19 protein-coding genes and 1 other annotated feature are annotated in these 16,797 nt (G+C 32.3%); of the genes, 16 read left to right on the top strand and 3 right to left on the bottom strand.

The genetic code is table 11. The features are described 5' to 3' along the window. Positions 1-24: 24 nt before the first annotated feature. Entirely contained in the window at positions 25-267 is a 243-nt protein-coding gene (locus J5G60_RS09040) for a metal-binding protein (protein WP_150357460.1), read from the bottom strand. Positions 268-518: 251 nt separating this feature from the next. Between J5G60_RS09040 and J5G60_RS09045 the strand changes: the two genes are divergently transcribed. The 13 genes from J5G60_RS09045 (at position 519) to J5G60_RS09105 (ending at position 12,533) form a co-directional block, all read left to right on the top strand. Further along, a complete protein-coding gene (locus J5G60_RS09045) occupies positions 519-1,094 on the top strand; it encodes a nucleoside recognition domain-containing protein (RefSeq protein ID WP_150357462.1) in 576 nt (191 codons plus the stop codon). Between the two features lie 34 nt (positions 1,095-1,128). Further along, complete coding sequence (locus tag J5G60_RS09050; RefSeq protein WP_150357464.1) at positions 1,129-1,647, top strand: spore maturation protein; 519 nt, start codon at positions 1,129-1,131, stop codon at positions 1,645-1,647. A 78-nt stretch (positions 1,648-1,725) separates the two neighbouring features. Then, positions 1,726-2,304: a uracil-DNA glycosylase gene (locus J5G60_RS09055; protein WP_150357466.1), complete on the top strand. Its 579-nt coding sequence runs from the start codon at positions 1,726-1,728 to the stop codon at positions 2,302-2,304. A gap of 22 nt (positions 2,305-2,326) precedes the next feature. Then, positions 2,327-2,583 (top strand) — a binding site (T-box leader). 117 nt (positions 2,584-2,700) lie between these two features. Further along, positions 2,701-4,632: a methionine--tRNA ligase gene (gene metG, locus J5G60_RS09060; protein ID WP_150357468.1), complete on the top strand. Its 1,932-nt coding sequence runs from the start codon at positions 2,701-2,703 to the stop codon at positions 4,630-4,632. Positions 4,633-4,741: 109 nt separating this feature from the next. Continuing rightward, complete coding sequence (locus tag J5G60_RS09065) at positions 4,742-5,512, top strand: TatD family hydrolase (protein WP_190972218.1); 771 nt, start codon at positions 4,742-4,744, stop codon at positions 5,510-5,512. Positions 5,513-5,836: 324 nt separating this feature from the next. Continuing rightward, positions 5,837-6,877, top strand: a complete 1,041-nt coding sequence (locus J5G60_RS09070; RefSeq protein ID WP_150357470.1) for a 3D domain-containing protein — start codon at positions 5,837-5,839, stop codon at positions 6,875-6,877. Between the two features lie 54 nt (positions 6,878-6,931). Continuing rightward, on the top strand, positions 6,932-7,495 hold the full coding sequence (gene rnmV / locus J5G60_RS09075) for a ribonuclease M5 (RefSeq protein WP_150357472.1): 564 nt from the start codon (positions 6,932-6,934) through the stop codon (positions 7,493-7,495). Continuing rightward, complete coding sequence (rsmA, locus tag J5G60_RS09080; protein WP_150357474.1) at positions 7,488-8,333, top strand: 16S rRNA (adenine(1518)-N(6)/adenine(1519)-N(6))-dimethyltransferase RsmA; 846 nt, start codon at positions 7,488-7,490, stop codon at positions 8,331-8,333. The genes rnmV and rsmA overlap by 8 nt, the downstream gene beginning before the upstream one ends. 102 nt (positions 8,334-8,435) lie before the next feature. After that, positions 8,436-9,743 (top strand): DUF7922 domain-containing protein, encoded by a 1,308-nt coding sequence (locus tag J5G60_RS09085; RefSeq protein ID WP_150357476.1) that lies wholly within the window; start codon positions 8,436-8,438, stop codon positions 9,741-9,743. A gap of 15 nt (positions 9,744-9,758) precedes the next feature. Beyond that, a complete protein-coding gene (locus J5G60_RS09090; RefSeq protein WP_150357478.1) occupies positions 9,759-10,343 on the top strand; it encodes a PsbP-related protein in 585 nt (194 codons plus the stop codon). A gap of 221 nt (positions 10,344-10,564) precedes the next feature. Then, a complete protein-coding gene (locus J5G60_RS09095) occupies positions 10,565-11,356 on the top strand; it encodes a hypothetical protein (RefSeq protein ID WP_179978349.1) in 792 nt (263 codons plus the stop codon). A gap of 17 nt (positions 11,357-11,373) precedes the next feature. Next, positions 11,374-12,219, top strand: coding sequence for an Mrp/NBP35 family ATP-binding protein (locus tag J5G60_RS09100; protein WP_150357482.1), 846 nt, complete (start codon positions 11,374-11,376; stop codon positions 12,217-12,219). 125 nt (positions 12,220-12,344) lie between these two features. Beyond that, positions 12,345-12,533 carry a ferredoxin gene (locus J5G60_RS09105; protein WP_150357484.1) on the top strand — a complete coding sequence of 63 codons (189 nt, stop codon included), beginning with the start codon at positions 12,345-12,347 and terminating at the stop codon, positions 12,531-12,533. A 105-nt stretch (positions 12,534-12,638) separates the two neighbouring features. On the opposite strand, the gene J5G60_RS09110 is transcribed toward J5G60_RS09105, so the two are convergent. Continuing rightward, the gene (locus J5G60_RS09110) at positions 12,639-12,830 is read right to left on the bottom strand and encodes a hypothetical protein (RefSeq protein ID WP_150357486.1); all 192 of its coding nucleotides are present in this window, start codon (positions 12,828-12,830) and stop codon (positions 12,639-12,641) included. A 148-nt stretch (positions 12,831-12,978) separates the two neighbouring features. Here J5G60_RS09110 and J5G60_RS09115 point away from each other — a divergent pair, with 148 nt between their 5' ends. The 3 genes from J5G60_RS09115 (at position 12,979) to J5G60_RS09125 (ending at position 16,065) form a co-directional block, all read left to right on the top strand. Further along, on the top strand, positions 12,979-15,084 hold the full coding sequence (locus J5G60_RS09115; RefSeq protein ID WP_150357488.1) for an anaerobic ribonucleoside triphosphate reductase: 2,106 nt from the start codon (positions 12,979-12,981) through the stop codon (positions 15,082-15,084). Positions 15,085-15,110: 26 nt separating this feature from the next. Then, positions 15,111-15,623 carry an anaerobic ribonucleoside-triphosphate reductase activating protein gene (nrdG, locus tag J5G60_RS09120; RefSeq protein WP_150357490.1) on the top strand — a complete coding sequence of 171 codons (513 nt, stop codon included), beginning with the start codon at positions 15,111-15,113 and terminating at the stop codon, positions 15,621-15,623. 76 nt (positions 15,624-15,699) lie between these two features. After that, positions 15,700-16,065 (top strand): ArsR/SmtB family transcription factor, encoded by a 366-nt coding sequence (locus J5G60_RS09125; RefSeq protein WP_150357491.1) that lies wholly within the window; start codon positions 15,700-15,702, stop codon positions 16,063-16,065. A gap of 38 nt (positions 16,066-16,103) precedes the next feature. On the opposite strand, the gene J5G60_RS09130 is transcribed toward J5G60_RS09125, so the two are convergent. Beyond that, a complete protein-coding gene (locus J5G60_RS09130; RefSeq protein ID WP_150357493.1) occupies positions 16,104-16,736 on the bottom strand; it encodes an MBL fold metallo-hydrolase in 633 nt (210 codons plus the stop codon). Between the last annotated feature and the right edge of the window lie 61 nt (positions 16,737-16,797).

Raw genomic sequence — 16,797 nt, forward strand, 5'->3', positions numbered from 1 at the left:
GAAATAATCTGTATTATATTTCAATTAATTTAATATGTTTTTTATATTTTTCATATTCTTATCCTTTACGAAAGGAGCGCAAAATTGAAACGTCTTTTCATGACCGCATTCGGAACAAATACAGTCACATATGTCATAGGGGATACCATTAATCACAGCTACATCTGAATCCTTAGCTATGTAGTCTCCGCCGCATATTTCACAAGGAGTATCATTTATAACAGAATATTCACTTTCAATATATTTCATCATATCTTTAATGGTCATTAGTAGCCTCCAATAAAAAAATTATCACAATATAAATTTAACACTCTTAAAGGGTATTTTCAATAGAATGAAGGGGCTTTTTAAAAAGAGTATTATAGAAATTAGACTAGCATGAGCATTAGAAACATAAGCTTGTTCTAATAAATAGGCTTATATATGCAGAATATATCATATATTAAATATATAAAAAGTAATTAGGATGTAATATTTGTCCAAACGCTGCCAGGTTTAATTTAAAGAGGTGAAATATTGTGATTAACATTATATGGTTTTTTATTTTATCTTTTGGAATATGCTTCGGAGTATTGGGGGGAAGGGGAGAAGAAATATCTAAAGCTATTATTTTATCTTCAGATTCAACGGTAAAACTTGTCATAAGTCTAGCAGGTATAATGTGCTTATGGTGCGGTGTTATGAAAATAGCAGAAAAAAGTGGGCTCATGGGGAAAATAGCTAAAATAATGAAACCAATTTTAAAAATATTGTTTAAAAAAGCTGCTAGAGATGAAAAGAGCATTGGAGCAATAGTTATGAATCTGACTGCCAATATGATGGGATTATCTAATGCAGCTACGCCATTTGGAATAAAAGCTATGGAAGAACTTAAGCGGTTAAATGAAAGAAAAGATGAAGCAAGTGATGATATGTCATTGTTTCTGGTATTAAATGCAGCCTGTATACAATTTGTACCTACTACGGTTATTTCCATAAGGGCGGCTGTTGGATCAAAAAATCCAGCGGAAACTATAGTGCCGGGCATAATAGCAACTTCTGTAGCAGCAATAGTTGGAATAATATGCTGCAAAGTAATGGAAAAATATTTTTGATTAAAATTTAGGGGAACAAAAGGGGGAGAATGATTTGGAATACATTGTAAAGGCTATAATACCTATAATAATATTTGTTATAATTACATATGGAGTATCCAAAGGGGTTAAAGTCTATGAATGTTTTATAGAAGGGGCAAAGGAAGGTATTGGAATATGTATCAAGATATTTCCATACTTACTGGCTATGATAATAGCAGTAGGAGTGTTCAGGGAATCTGGGGCTTTAAATTATTTCATATCTCTTATAAAGCCTGTTGTAAAAGTCATAGGACTTCCTCCAGAAGTGGTTCCCCTTGTACTTATAAAGCCATTATCGGGAAGTGGTGCTTTAGGAGTATTTGCTGAGACATTAAAGGAATTTGGGCCAGACAGTTATATAGGCAGGATATCTTCTATAATCATGGGGTCTACAGAAACTATATTTTATACTATTACAGTTTATTTTGGAGCAGTGGGGATAAAAAAGATAAGGCATACGTTATGGGCTGCTGTAATGGCTGATATAGCTTCTGTTATAGCTGCAGTTACGATAACTAGAATTATGTTTTAATGTAGTATTCCTATAAAATCATATTAGTTGTATAATATATAATATAATTGATAGGTATAGTTTGAGGTGAGAATTAAATTGCTAAAGTGGAAGGAATTATATGAAGAATGTGTAAATTGCCATAAGTGCGGTTTAGGTGACAATAGAACCAATATGGTTTTTGGGGACGGCAATCCTAGGGGAAGAATCATGTTTATAGGAGAGGCACCTGGTGCAGATGAGGATAGAACCGGGTTGCCTTTTGTAGGAAGGGCCGGGCAGCTTTTGACCAGAGCCCTTGAATCCATAGGCCTGTATAGAAAAAATGATTATTACATATGTAATATTTGCAAGTGCAGGCCGGAAAACAACAGGACACCTTATGGACATGAAGAAGAGGCCTGTATTCCATATTTGAGGAATCAAGTGGCACTGGTAAAACCTAAAATAATTGTCTGTCTTGGAGCAACTGCTATGAACTGTATACTGGGAAGAGATTGGAGAATTACAAGAGACAGGGGAAAATGGGTGGAAAGAAAAGGATTTTATATGACTGCTACCTTCCATCCTTCTGCAGTGCTTAGAGATGAGAATAAAAAGGATGCGTTTTGGGAAGACTTGAAAAACATAAAGAAAAAATATGAAGAAACTTTTGATAACAAAAATATTGACAGCTAAAAATATATGACATATTATATTGTTAAATGCGGTGAAGGAAAGAGTAGTAAGTTAATTTATGCGAAGAGAATCGACAATTTGGTGAAAGTCGAAGATAAAACAACTTATGAATATGGCTCCAGAGCAGGCTGTTTGAAATAATAGTAGAGTGACACGGCAGCAGCCGTTATAGTGCAGGGTAATAGATAATCTTGATGTTCTGGATTTTAGTTACCTGTTGAGGTTTTTATTGTAAAATAAAAATAAAATAGAGTGGTAAAGCGTATTTGCGCCTCTATATGAAGATATTTTCTTCATATAGAGGCTTTTTTAAGCCTGTTGCTGCTAAAAATACATTTATTTTACTATAGAATATTTTGTATTCACATAAAATTAAGAGAAAAAGGAGAGAAAAATATGACTAAAAAAACTTATTATATTACTACACCTATTTATTATCCATCTGCAAATCTTCATATAGGAAATACCTATACTACTGTAGCGGCAGATGCTCTTGCTAGATTCAAAAGACTTACTGGGTATGATGTCATGCTTTTAACTGGCACTGATGAGCACGGGCAGAAGATTCAAAGATTGGCAGAGGCCAAAGGAGTGAGCCCTAAAGAGTATGTAGATGAAATAGTGGCTGGTATCAAAGAACTGTGGAAAATGATGAATATAAGTTATGATAAGTTTATAAGGACTACAGAAGATTATCATGTAAAGGCAGTTCAAAAAATATTTAAGAAATTGTATGATCAGGGAGACATATATAAGGGAAAGTATGAAGGTTGGTACTGTACACCCTGTGAATCCTTCTGGACTGAAACTCAATTGGTAGATGGGAAATGCCCCGATTGTGGAAGACCTGTAGAAAAGACAAGTGAGGAAGCTTATTTTTTTAGAATGTCAAAATATGCTCCAAGGCTTATAGATTATATTAAAGCACATCCGGATTTTATACAGCCCGAATCCAGAAAAAACGAAATGATAAATAATTTTTTGAAACCTGGACTTCAGGATCTATGTGTCTCAAGAACATCTTTTGATTGGGGTGTACCTGTAACTTTTGATAAAAAACATGTAATATATGTTTGGATAGATGCACTGGCAAATTATATAACTGCATTGGGTTATGGCAGTGAAAATCAGGAATTATATAAAAAATACTGGCCGGCAGATGTGCATTTAGTGGGAAAAGATATACTGAGATTTCACACTATCTACTGGCCTATAATGCTCATGGCGTTAGGAGAACCTATTCCTAAAAAGGTATTTGGACATGGATGGCTTTTGGTAAATGGGGGAAAAATGTCTAAGTCTAAGGGGAATGTTGTGGATCCTGTAGTTTTAGTGAATAATTTTGGTACAGATGCTGTAAGATATTATCTTTTGAGAGAAATCCCATTTGGCGCCGACGGATTATTCAATAATGAGATATTTATAAATAAGATCAATTCAGATTTGGCTAATGATTTGGGAAATCTTTTATCCAGAACTTGTACTATGATAGAAAAATATTTTGATGGAATAATACCAGTGCCGTCAGAAAAGGAAGCTGTGGACAGTAAGCTTATAGATATAGCTCTTGATACACCTAAGAAAATGGAGAAAAATATGAATGATCTCAGGATACCTGATGCACTGGACAGCATATGGGAACTTGTAAGTGCGGCAAATAAATATATAGATGAGACTACACCTTGGATATTAGCTAAGGATGCAGATAAAAAGAACAGGCTGGGAACCGTACTTTATAATCTCTCTGAATCTTTGAGAATAATAGCAATCTGCATTTCACCATACCTTCCTGAAACCAGTGAAAAGATGTATAAACAGCTTAATGCAGACGTCGTTTCCTGGGACAGTATAGCGTCTTTTGATGGCACCAAAGCTGGAACTAGAATTCATAAAGGGGAGATTTTGTTCCCAAGGATAGATCTGGATAAAAAAATAGAGGAATTAAACGCATTAAAGCAGCAAAATTCTACAAATATACCTAAAGCAAAAGCCTGTAAGAAAGAAGTAAGTATAGATGATTTTGAAAAACTTGATTTGAGAGTGGCTAAAGTATTGAAATGTGAAGCTATAGAAGGATCAAATAAATTACTTAAATTTCAATTGGATTTAGGAAAAGAGAAACGACAGGTGGTTTCGGGAATAGCTAAATACTATAAACCGGAAGAACTTATTGGGAAAAATGTAGTTGTCGTAGCAAATCTGAAGCCTATAAAGTTAAAAGGCGAGATTTCACAGGGAATGATTTTGTCTGCAGCATCGGAAGATAATAAAAAGTTGTTTACCGTATCTGTTCCTGGAGAGCTTCCAGCAGGAAGTACAATAAGCTAAAACAAAATTTGATATTATAATCAGACAAAATACTATCAAAATTTATGGAAATTTGATAGTATTTTGTTGTAATTAAAATAAAGAGATTTGAATGTGAGGAGGGTAAAAATTGAATATAAGCATTTTTGATGCACATTCACATTATGATGATAAAGAATTTGATGAAGACAGAGATCAAGTCATAAAAGAGCTTAAAGATCACGATATAGTGGGAGTACTAAACTGTGGTTCTTCCATAGAGGGTTCTAGGTTCTCTGTAAAATTGACGAAAAAGTATGATATATTTTACGCAGCTGTTGGAATACACCCAGAGTATGCATACAAATTTAATGATGATACAATAAAAGAATTACGAGAACTGGCCAAAAATAAAAAAGTAAGGGCTATAGGAGAAATAGGTCTTGATTATTATTATAGAGAAAATCCATCGAGGGATGTACAAAAAGCTGTATTCATAAGACAGATGGAGCTGGCAAGAGAATTGAATTTGCCCGTAATTATACATGATAGGGAAGCTCATGAGGATACCCTGAATATAATAAAACAGTTTAAGGATGTTATCGGTGAGATCCATTGCTTTTCAGGAAGCGTTGAATTTGCAAGAGAGTGTTTGAAATCAGGGTATTATATAGGTTTTACGGGAGTAGTGACTTTTAAAAATGCAAAAAAAGTGATAAATGTAGCAAGGGAAGTACCAGTTGATAGGATTTTAGTTGAAACTGACTGCCCTTATATGACACCAGTTCCCTTTAGAGGTAAAAGAAATAGATCTGAGTATATCCAATTTATTATGAGTAAAATTGCAGAAATAAAAGAATTAGAAATAGAGGAAATAAGTAAAATAACAATTTCCAATACAAAGCACTTGCTTAATTTGTAATAATAGTGTAAAATAGGAAAGAGGTTTTAGCATTTTTTATTTAAATTGTATATTTTAGTAATTAAATTTGTAGTTATAACATAGTCTATATAAAAAACCACCAAAAGATAATAAAAACTGTGATTCAAATAAAAAACTATATGGGAGATTCTGGAATAGAGATCATTTTTATATTGCAATCATAAATAAGTATTTTATTTATAAGTTTTATGCATAGGATGCATTGATATTTTGAAAAACAGTTTTATACAGGGTGATATTTGACATGAATTTAGATTCCATTTATAATGGGATATGTCGCTTTTGCCCAGAGGAGGTATTTTTATGGTGGAGAAGTTTAAAGCTTGCTTGAAGAAATATTTTCCCCGTGGTCCTAGAATAGAATTTGTTATATCTATAAGTTTAGTAATTTTGGTTTTAGTAATGTTTAGTATAAAAAAAACGGTGACAATTTCAGTAGATGGTAAGAATATAAAGGCTGTTACATTCAGCCATAACTATGGAAAGGTTTTGACCAGTAATGGAATTAAAATAGGACCGAGGGATAAGGTAATACCTAGTCTAGACAGTGAAGTGAAAGATAAAAGTAAACTGATAATTAAAAGGGCAGTAAAAGTTGAAGTAGCAGTTGATGGTAAAAAATTAAGTATAGAGTCAGCAGAAGATAATGTTGAGAATTTGTTAGAAAATGAAAATATTAAAACCTCAAACATGGATAAAATATATCCGTCTAGAGAGCATGCTATTGTAAAAGGAATGAAAATAGTAGTGACTAGGGTCCAAATTAAGGAGCTGAGGGAAAGTAGACCGATAGAGTATGAAACAGTTTTGAAAAGTGATGCACAAGTTAAATACGGAGCTAAAAGGCTTTTACGAGAAGGACAAAAGGGTGAAAAAGAGATTACAACAAGGGTAATATATGAGGATGGTAAGGAGGTTTCCCGAAAGATAATAAGAGAAATTGTGAAAAAGGAGCCTGTGCAAAAAGTAGTGGCTATAGGCACATTAGCTAACAGTACTCTTTCAAGAGGGGGAAGTACTAATTATGCCAGACACATTAAAATGAGAGCAACTGCATATACTGCAGATTATCAAAGTACAGGTAAGAGACCTGGAGATCCGGCGTTTGGCATAACAGCTTCAGGAACTGTTGCAAAAAGAAGTATTGGCAATTATAGTTCTATAGCAGTTGATCCTAGAGTAATACCACTTGGTACAAGACTTTATGTAGAGGGCTATGGCTATGCCATAGCAGAAGATACAGGCGGAGCAATTAAAGGTAATAGAGTAGATCTATTTTTTAACTCAGGATCAGAAGCTATCAATTGGGGCGTGAAATGGGTTAATGTTTACGTAATTGGGTAGGAGCAGGCGCTCCTATTTTTTCTTTAAATAATTGATTTACCATAGGAGGAAAATATGATTAAAGAGATAATAGTAGTTGAAGGAAGGAATGATGTAAGGGCAGTTAAAAGGGCTGTAGATGCGGAGATTATAGCAGTAGGTGGATTTGGAATAAATAAAGAGGTTATAAATAGAATAAAGGAAGCTCAAAAAAGACAGGGAATTATAGTTTTAACTGATCCAGATTTTGCAGGAGAAAAGATAAGGAGGATAATATCAAAGAGGATTAAAGGAATAAAACATGCATATATATCTCAGAAGGATGGGGTAAAAAACGGAGATATTGGAGTGGAAAATGCACTTCCAGAAACAATAATAGATTCTCTAAAGAATGCAAAGTGTGAGCTCAAAGAAAAACATTGTGAATTTGATATAAATGATATGATATTTTTTGGACTTACAGGAGAACAGGATTCTAAGGAGAAAAGAGATATCTTAGGTAAAGAGCTTGGCATAGGGTACGGCAATACTTGTCAGTTTTTATTCAGGTTAAATAATTATGGAATAACAAAAGAAGAGTTTAAATTAGCTGTTAATAAAGTAAATAGAAGGATGAATAAGGTGAAGCAATATGAATAAGCTGTCTACAGAAAGTATAGTAAAAAAATACGGATTTAGATTTTCCAAAGCTTTAGGACAGAACTTTTTAATAGATACTTCAGTATTACAGGATATAGTAAATAGTGCAGAAATAGATAAAGGCGATGTAATTATAGAAATAGGTCCTGGAGTGGGAACTTTGACGAGAGAACTTTTAAAGTCTGCAAAAATGGTATATGCTATTGAATTGGATATGAATTTAATTCCTATTTTAAAAGAGGAATTAAAGGAATTCACCAATTTTCAATTAATACATAAAGATGTACTAAAGATGGATTTTTCTCAAATAATAAATGTTGAAGATAATATAAAGATTGTGGCAAATTTACCTTATTACGTAACTACACCTATTATTGCAAAAATGCTAAATGAAAACTACAATTTTAAGACTTTTACTATAATGATACAAAAGGAAGTAGGAGAAAGAATTGCAGCAAAACCTAGTTGTAAGGAATATGGAGCTTTGTCTATACTTGTTCAATATTATTGTGATGTTGAATTAATAAGAAAAGTGAGTCCTTCTTCTTTTATACCTAAACCTAAAGTGGATTCTATAATCATAAAATTAATTAAATTACACAAGCCCAGAGTTAATGTGAAAGATGAAAAGCTATTTTTTAAAGTTGTAAGATGTGCTTTTAATATGAGAAGGAAAACATTGTGGAATGCGGTAAAGCCGTTGAATATATCTAAAGAGTGTATGAAAGAGGCCTTTAATACAGCGGGAATTGATCCTAAAAGAAGGGGAGAGACATTGTCGCTGCAGGAATTTGGCAGGTTATCTGATTGTATACATGAAATATCCGAGAAATTATAATTAACAAAGCATGATTTTTGTATAGAAGTTAAAACTATTTGTTCACTTTTTGAAAGTTTCTTCATATATTATAATGAATATAATATATGGAGGTATAGGAAATTGGCACAAAAAAAGAGTTATAGTAGATACTTTATAATATTACAAGAAGATGAAAAAGGATACTCTTTAGCTTCTGATAAAATTGCTTCAGGATATGCAAAATTGGAGATGAAAAATAATAAGTGCAAAATATCCTATTATGTACAAAATCTCAAGAAAGAAAAAACACCCTATTACATGATGCTTATATGCAATAAAAAAGATATAAAAAATATAATTAAAATAGGTGAAATGAACATAGATGATTATGGAAGAGCGGATATATGTTATGAATATCCTATGGATGATGTGGCTGGCAGCGGCATATCTATGGATAAAGTATCAGGAGCTGCTATAGTCAGAATACTAGATAATAACATAATATCTGTAATGAGCGGATTTGCAAGCACAGAAATACCTCAATGGAAGAACTTTACAATGCTAGAAGATAGGAGTAAGAGCTCAAAAGAAGAAAGCGAAAAAGTTGAAGAATTGGAGACTATTGATACAGAAAAAATTGAAAAAAAGAGTGTATTTGATAAGTATGAAGAGAGTATAGAAAAAGCTAAGACAGATAGAGAAAATAAAATCAAAGAGGATGCAAAAGAAGAACATGCAGATAAAAAGGAAGAGAAGGCATCAGTAAAGGTCGAAAATCAAGTAGAAGAAAAACCATCCACGAAATCGGAAATAAAGAATGAGGAAAATAAATCAGAAGATGATAAAGAGAAAGTTGTTGAGGATACTTTTGAATCAAGAATTAAAAAAGATCTAGAAATGAAAAATGAGTCTGTAGAAGAAGATAATTCTATATACGTAGATGATTCTGTGACTGAGTCCTATAAAAAGGCAGAGATAAATAGGCATAAATGCAAAAAAATAAAAGGAATAAGTCAACCTGGTAATTATCCTCAGGGACCAGAAGGGGACTTTTTTAATAACCTTATGAATGGATTTAAGGAAATTAAAAATATAAGTAAAGAATTAAAAAGATGCAAGTGGTATAAAGTACCTGTGAGTTCTATGGAAGATATGTATAATATGAACGATTATAATAAATATGCCCTAATATATTATCCTATGATAAGTTATTATCCCTATGTAAAAAAGCACTGCCATTATTTATCAGGATATAAATGTGATAAAAAAGGTAGAGTGAAATATCTGGTGTATGGAATTTTAGGTACTAAGGATAAAAGAGATCAGCCTTATGGAGGTAAATCCGGGTTTGTTACATGGGTGTCTTTAAAGGATAAAAATAAAGTGGGATATTGGCTAATGTTTTATGACTTTAAAACAAATACAGTAGTAATACCTGTAAGAAAATAGTACTGGGTATTATTTATGAAAGTGCTATTCATAAATAAAAGAAAACTTGGAGTTACAATAATTATAATAGGGCTTATGACAATTCTCTTTGGGCTTGAGAAAAATTTTGATGTGAAATTAAAATTTACAGCTTTAATGCAAAATGACATAAAATCATTAACTCAGTACAGCGGGTTGAAAAATAGATTAAAATATAAATTACCTTCTAATTGGGATTGTAGAGTTCAGGATATATTTGGAGATGAGATAGTATACCACAGTAATTTTAAAAGCGCTGATGGCAAGATAAATGGTTTTGTCCAGGTTTGGAATTTAAAGGGAAATTTAAAAATATTCCTGCAAAATAGTAGAAGCATATCTGAAAAACAGAATTTATATAAAAGTTATAATATGAGTAGGATTAATATAAATGGCAGAAATGGTTATTTAGTTGAGTATATTATTACAAAAGAAATTGGAGATAGTTACAGGGGTATAGAATATTTTATAGAAGAGGGAAAACAATTTTGCAGATTTTCTTTTTTTGTAAAAGATATGGATTTTAAAGAAAACATGCCCACTATATTTGAAACCATTGTGAAAACTCTAGAGTATAAATGAAAAAATATATATTATCCCTTTCAGGTTTAATTGCGTGAAAGGGGATTTTTTTGTTACAAATATGCTATAATATTCATAGATTTTCAGCATGAAATAGCATAATTAATTAGGTCAATAAACGAAATTTGACCGTAAAAATTGATAACATTTAATAGCAGGTGAGTAAATTGCAGCAGAAAATTAAAAAGGGATTGAGTGTATTTTTAGTATTGATTACTTTGATGACATCTATTTTATTGAGTGGCTGCGATAAAATAGATGAGCTAGAAGTTAAGGCTGGCTTAAAAAATTCGGATTTTGAGTACATAAGAGAGGGAAAAGTTGATAAAATAGTTATTCAGAATATAAGGGATCAGGGATTTAAATTTGTGGTTACTGATCAGAATGCAATTAAAGATCTATATGATATATTGTCTTCGGGTAAAAAGGTATCAAGGAAATCTTCATTGCAGCCAGATTATATATTTGAGATATATGAAGGGAATAATAAAATTCATAAATTTAATTATATAGCGGGTCTTGATAAAAAAGATTTTGGAAATCTTTATAGTAACAATCAAATATATATTGTATCAAAAAGGATAGATAATGATATGATCAACAATTTTTGGAATATAAGAATGCCTCCAAATAATTTTAAACAGGTTTATTATGGATCAATAATGAACACTTTAAATGAATATTTTAGAGACAAAGATAAAAATAAAAAGATAGGAATAAATTTTAGAGATGACATAGATGGATCCAGGTTTATACTATCTACAGAGGTAGAAGAATTTAAGTCGGATCTCAATGATAAATTTAAAAATGCCGGTATTGGTAATAACAATAAGGATAAATACGATATATGGGTTACAATAAAGACTGAAGGATATAAATCTACACTGTACAAGGCGACTATTACATTTTGGGATAAGAAAAATAAGAGTGAAAAAATTTATTATATATATGACACCTACAGCGGTGCCGGATGGGACATAAAAGTGTATAAAAATGAACCTGAGAATTTTTAAATTGTAGGAGGAAAAAAATGAGTAATTGTGATAACTGTTCAAGTAGAGCAGCATGCGGTAAAAATCAAGATGAGTGTAATTTTATATTGCCAAAATATGGCGGTATAAAGCATATAATAGGTATTATGAGTGGAAAGGGTGGAGTTGGAAAGTCTACAGTCACAGGAATACTAGCTGTAAAATTAAAGGCTGCAGGCTACAAAGTAGGAGTACTTGATGGTGATATAACAGGACCATCTATGCCCAGGTTTTTTGGAATAAATGATAAAAGAGCAGATATAATTCAAATTGATGAAGAACAGCAGGTAAAATTTCTACCCGTAGAAACCTCTTTTGGAATAAAGGTAATTTCTTTAAATCTTTTAACAGAGAAGGAGGAACAGCCCGTTATCTGGAGAGGACCTATGATAGCAGGAGTTTTAAAACAAATGTATTCTGATACAGAATGGGGAGAATTAGATTATCTTCTCATAGATATGCCGCCTGGGACAGGAGATGTAGCACTTACTATAATGCAGGAATTCCCACTAGAAGGAGTAGTTATAGTGTCTACTCCTCAGGATATGGTATCCATGATAGTAAAAAAAGTAGTCATAATGGCAGAGGAAATGGATGTAAATGTTATAGGAGTAGTGGAGAATATGTCTTATGTTAAGTGCAGTAACTGTGGAGAAAAAATAAAACTATTTAGTAAAAAATCCGCAGAAGAACAGGCTCAATATCTTGGCTTGAAACTATTAGAGGAAATGCCTGTAAATTCTGAGTTAGTAGAGAGCATGGAAAATGGGAAAGTGGAAAGCTACATAGGCAATTCTCATGATTACAATGATTTGTTGGATAATCTTATAGCTCTATCAAAATAATTCAAACGTGGATATAATAAATTAGTTTTATGGCAATAATACAGATGAAAATTATTTTATTATTACATTATGTATTAAATTTATAAAAAGAGAGGTGAAAGTCCTGTTGTCCAACAGGAGATATTATGAAAGCGGTAGTTGATAAAGATGTCTGTATAAGTTGTGGACTATGTCCAAGTACATGTCCTGAAGTATTTGAAATGGATGAAGATGGTAAAGCAGTTGCAATTACAGGCGAAGTACCGGAAGAGTCTCAAGGCTCGGCAAAAGAAGCTGAGGAAAATTGTCCTGTTTCTGCCATTACTGTAGAATAAAAAAGTATATTGAATTGATTTTGAATCAAATAGGGAAGTGCGTTCTGAAAAAGCTTAATGGGTTTAGTCAGAACGCATTTTTGTATAATATTTTTTTAGGAAAAATTAAAATATATTCATGAGTGAAGTATTTCCAAACTTATCATTTAACTTAGATGTAAAATTTGGATTTATATTTACAGTATCTCCTATTTTTATGCTGGCAGGTAAATGAGAGATACCTATATCGGCAGTTGATCCATCTTGAAAACTTATAAGTGCTTCTGTAACATTTAAATCTATTATTTTACCAATCATATAGATTCCTCCTATAAAATTGAGTTTTTATTAGTTTTATCATTATTTTGATTCTTATTCCTAAAATTTAAAAATTGATTTTTTATATGTGGTATAGTATAATAAACCAGGTAGATATACAAGATATAGTGGTCAGGAGGAACAATATATGCTACATGTTGTGAAAAGAGATGGAAGGAAAGTTGACTTTGACTCTGTCAAAATCACCAATGCAATAAAAGGTGCTTCTGAAGAGATAGGGTATGAGTTGAAAGAGAGCGAATTTATTGATTTAACTCAGAAAGTTATACAGTGTTTGGAAAAGTTAAATTTGAAAGAAATAAATGTAGAGGATATACAAAATATAGTTGAAGAAGTGCTTTTAAAAAGGGGATATTTGAAGATAGGATTATCCTACTCAAATTATAGAAAAGAGAGAAATAATATAAGAGAGATAAAATCCGATCTTATGAAAGCCATTGACAAAATAGGAATTCAGACAGATAGGGATAATGCTAACGTAGGAAATAATTTTAGTGCCAAGCTTTTGAGAATAGCAAGTGAGTCCAATAAGTGGCACAATTTAGCTACTATGCCAAAGTATCTGGCTAAATTACATGAAAATGGAGATATATATTATCATGATTTGGATTCTTATAATCTGACTGTAAATTGTCTTCATATACCGACTAAAAAAATGCTTTTAGAAGGCTTTAATACAGGATATGGGAATATAAGATCGCCTAAGAGAATAGAATCTGCTGCAGAACTTTCCTGCATACTCTTGCAGTCATCACAAAATGATATGTTTGGGGGACAGTCTCATCCGGATTTTGACAATGACATGGCTGTTTTTGTTGAACCCACTAGAAAAGAGATAATTGAAGATCTAAGGGCAGTGGGAGTGGAAGAGAATAAAATAGCTAAAATTTTGAATAAGAAATTAAGGCGAAGTATAGAACAGGCCATGCAGGGAATAATTTATAATTTAAATACAATGCATTCAAGAGCTGGTTCACAGGTGCCTTTTAGTTCTATAAATATAGGTATACCAAGATCAGAAGATGCGGCTTTAGTCTGTGAAATATTTTTACTTGAATATGAGAAGGGACTTGGGAAAGGCGAGCAGCCCATATTTCCGAATATAATATTCAGAGTCAAAAAGGGTGTAAATAAAAATGAGGAAGATCCATACTACTATTTATTTAGCATAGCTTGTAGAGTGGCCTCAAAAAGAATGAATCCAACTTTCATGAATTTAGATGCGGATTTTAACAAGACTTATTATGACAAGGGAATTATACCTGCTACTATGGGATGCCGGACTTACGTTTGCTCTAATGTAAATGGAGAACCAGGCCCGGAGGGAAGAGGAAATATAGCTCCAGTTACTATTAATTTGCCCCGCATTGGCATTATTTCTAAAGGTAATATAAATAAATTTTTTGAACTGTTGAATAAAAGACTTGAGCTTTCCAGGCAGTCTCTCATGCATAGGTACAGCATATTAAAAAGATTGAAGGTCAGAGATTTACCTTTTGTAGCCGGACAAAAACTTATGAGGGGTGCTGAGAATTTAGAAAGCGATGATTCCATAGAGCCGATATTGAAACAGGGCACCTGGGCAATAGGTTTCATTGGTCTTGCAGAAACGTTGGTGGCATTGACCGGGAAGCACCATGGTCAGGATGAAAATTCAAGAGAACTCGGGATAAGAATAATTTCTCATATCAGAAATTATACTGATAGGCTTACAGAAGAAACTCATTTAAATTGGAGTTGTTATGCCACCCCTGCAGAAGGTCTAAGCGGGAAATTTATAATTCACGATAAGAAAATATTTGGTGAAATACCGGGAGTTACAGATAAGAATTACTATACTAATTCTTATCACATTCCTGTGGGATTTCCAATATCTATAAAGGATAAAATTGATATTGAAGCTCCTTACCATAAATTGTGTAATGGCGGACATATAAGTTATGTGGAAATAGACGATTATCCATCAGAAGAAGTGGTAAAAAATATAATTAATTATGCCTACGATAACACGAATATGAGCTACATAGGGATAAATTTTCATATAAGATATTGTAAAGAATGTGGTACTTATTTGCAAGGCGAAGAAGTATGTCCTAAATGCGGCAGTAGTAATATACAGGGAATATCCAGAGTAACGGGATATTTATCACTGGACGAGAGATTTGGAGAAGGAAAGGCCGCAGAAAGAGCAGATAGAGTATCTCATAGGAATAATGAACTTATATATTCTTAAATCATCATCTATGGGGGTAAATTTTAATGGTAAGAAAAAAAATTAGATTGGCAGGTATTGTATATGAAAGTTTGGTCAATGGCCCCGGGATGAGAAGGGTGTTTTTTGCTCAAGGATGCAGACATAATTGCAGAGGATGTTTTAATCCTTCCACACATGATTTTAATGGGGGAGAGCTTAGAGATACAGATGAATTGATTGAACAGATAAAGGGTAATCCGCTGATAACTGGAATTACATTTTCAGGAGGCGATCCCTTTGAACAGGCAGAAGAATTTTCCTATATGGCAGATAAAATTAAAGCATTGGGTTTGAATATATGGTGTTATACAGGATATACTTTTGAGTATATCCTGTATAACACTCAAAATGAATATTGGCAAAGTCTGATAAATGACATAGACGTATTGGTTGATGGAAAATTTGAAGAAAATAAGAAGGACTGCAGATTAAAATTCAAAGGTTCAAGCAATCAGAGAATTATTGATGTAAAAAAAAGTCTAAAAACTCACAAGGTTGTAGAGATATTTTATAATTAAAAGTAGTACTATTGTGATTTTAGTTGAAAGGATCCAATTAAATATATTATAATACTTCTAGTAGGGAGTTGATAATGTGAAAGATAATTTGGGAATTGAAGTGTGCTCCTGTACTGAACTTCATGAAGACTGTATAAAGTGCGTTAAAGAGAGTATGCTGGATGAAAAAGTCTTTAGGGATCTCTCCGGTCTCTTTAAAGTGTTAGGTGATTTCACAAGAATTAAAATAATATATGCACTGTTTAAGAAAGAACTGTGTGTATGTGATATAGCAGAGATACTTCAAATGAGCCAATCCGCTATATCACATCAACTTAGAATTTTAAAGACAGCTCGACTAGTTAAATTTAGGAGAGATGGTAAATCTGTATATTATTCATTGGATGATGAACATATAAATAGGCTGTTTAATGCAGGATTAGAGCACGTAGAGCACAATTAATATTTTGATGGATATCAATGTTGGTGCTTGTTTGGCAATTATTTAAAATCAAGTATTTTAACTGAATTGTATTCTTGTAAATTATTTTCTATAATTAAAGTGTTGTTCTTAACTCTTTCTGCATTTCTTGCGTATTTAAGGAATTTTTCTAGACCATCTAATTCGAAAGTTAAAGGGGAAGTCTTATAATGCATTGGAATTACTATGTGGCTGTTAATGGATTTAGCAAGTGCTGCAGCTTCTTTACCATCTATAGTAAAATTGCCGCCTACCGGAATAAATAATACATCTATGCTTCCTAATTCTTCTACTTTATCCCTAGACAATACGTATCCAATATCTCCTAAATGGCATATTCGATAGCCGTCCATTTCTATTATAAATATTATGTTTTTTCCACGTTTTGCTCCATTGACCTTATCGTGATAAGAAGGTATACCAATAATTGGTATGCCGCATAGGTTAAAAGAACCCGGCTTGTTTATAATATGGCTGTATTCTATATTTTTCGTATAATTATGATCAAAATGACTGTGACTTATTGTGATTAAATCCACCTTACCACGAAATACCTTATACCCTACAGTTTCATCAAAAGGATCTGTTAGAAGCTTGTGACCCATTGAATCTTCCAATAAAAAACTAGAATGACCTAACCATTTTATTTTCATAAAAACATCTCCTCAATGAAAAAATTTTTTATATTTATAATATTATATCATTATTATGATC

It is taken from the genome of Clostridium sp. HV4-5-A1G, from assembly GCF_900184915.1.
GTDB classification, from domain to species: Bacteria; Bacillota; Clostridia; order Clostridiales; family Clostridiaceae; genus Clostridium_B; species Clostridium_B aromativorans.

Bases quoted from the DNA above. Each gene is read 5' to 3' on its own strand.
- J5G60_RS09090 (WP_150357478.1), top strand. From the start codon at position 9,759: ATGAAAGTGCTATTCATAAATAAAAGAAAACTTGGAGTTACAATAATT.
- J5G60_RS09100 (WP_150357482.1), top strand. From the start codon at position 11,374: ATGAGTAATTGTGATAACTGTTCAAGTAGAGCAGCATGCGGTAAAAAT.
- J5G60_RS09095 (WP_179978349.1), top strand. From the start codon at position 10,565: ATGACATCTATTTTATTGAGTGGCTGCGATAAAATAGATGAGCTAGAA.
- J5G60_RS09040 (WP_150357460.1), bottom strand. From the start codon at position 267: ATGACCATTAAAGATATGATGAAATATATTGAAAGTGAATATTCTGTT.
- J5G60_RS09070 (WP_150357470.1), top strand. From the start codon at position 5,837: ATGGTGGAGAAGTTTAAAGCTTGCTTGAAGAAATATTTTCCCCGTGGT.
- nrdG (WP_150357490.1), top strand. From the start codon at position 15,111: ATGGTAAGAAAAAAAATTAGATTGGCAGGTATTGTATATGAAAGTTTG.
- metG (WP_150357468.1), top strand. From the start codon at position 2,701: ATGACTAAAAAAACTTATTATATTACTACACCTATTTATTATCCATCT.
- J5G60_RS09105 (WP_150357484.1), top strand. From the start codon at position 12,345: ATGAAAGCGGTAGTTGATAAAGATGTCTGTATAAGTTGTGGACTATGT.
- rnmV (WP_150357472.1), top strand. From the start codon at position 6,932: ATGATTAAAGAGATAATAGTAGTTGAAGGAAGGAATGATGTAAGGGCA.
- J5G60_RS09115 (WP_150357488.1), top strand. From the start codon at position 12,979: ATGCTACATGTTGTGAAAAGAGATGGAAGGAAAGTTGACTTTGACTCT.
- rsmA (WP_150357474.1), top strand. From the start codon at position 7,488: ATGAATAAGCTGTCTACAGAAAGTATAGTAAAAAAATACGGATTTAGA.
- J5G60_RS09130 (WP_150357493.1), bottom strand. From the start codon at position 16,736: ATGAAAATAAAATGGTTAGGTCATTCTAGTTTTTTATTGGAAGATTCA.
- J5G60_RS09110 (WP_150357486.1), bottom strand. From the start codon at position 12,830: ATGATTGGTAAAATAATAGATTTAAATGTTACAGAAGCACTTATAAGT.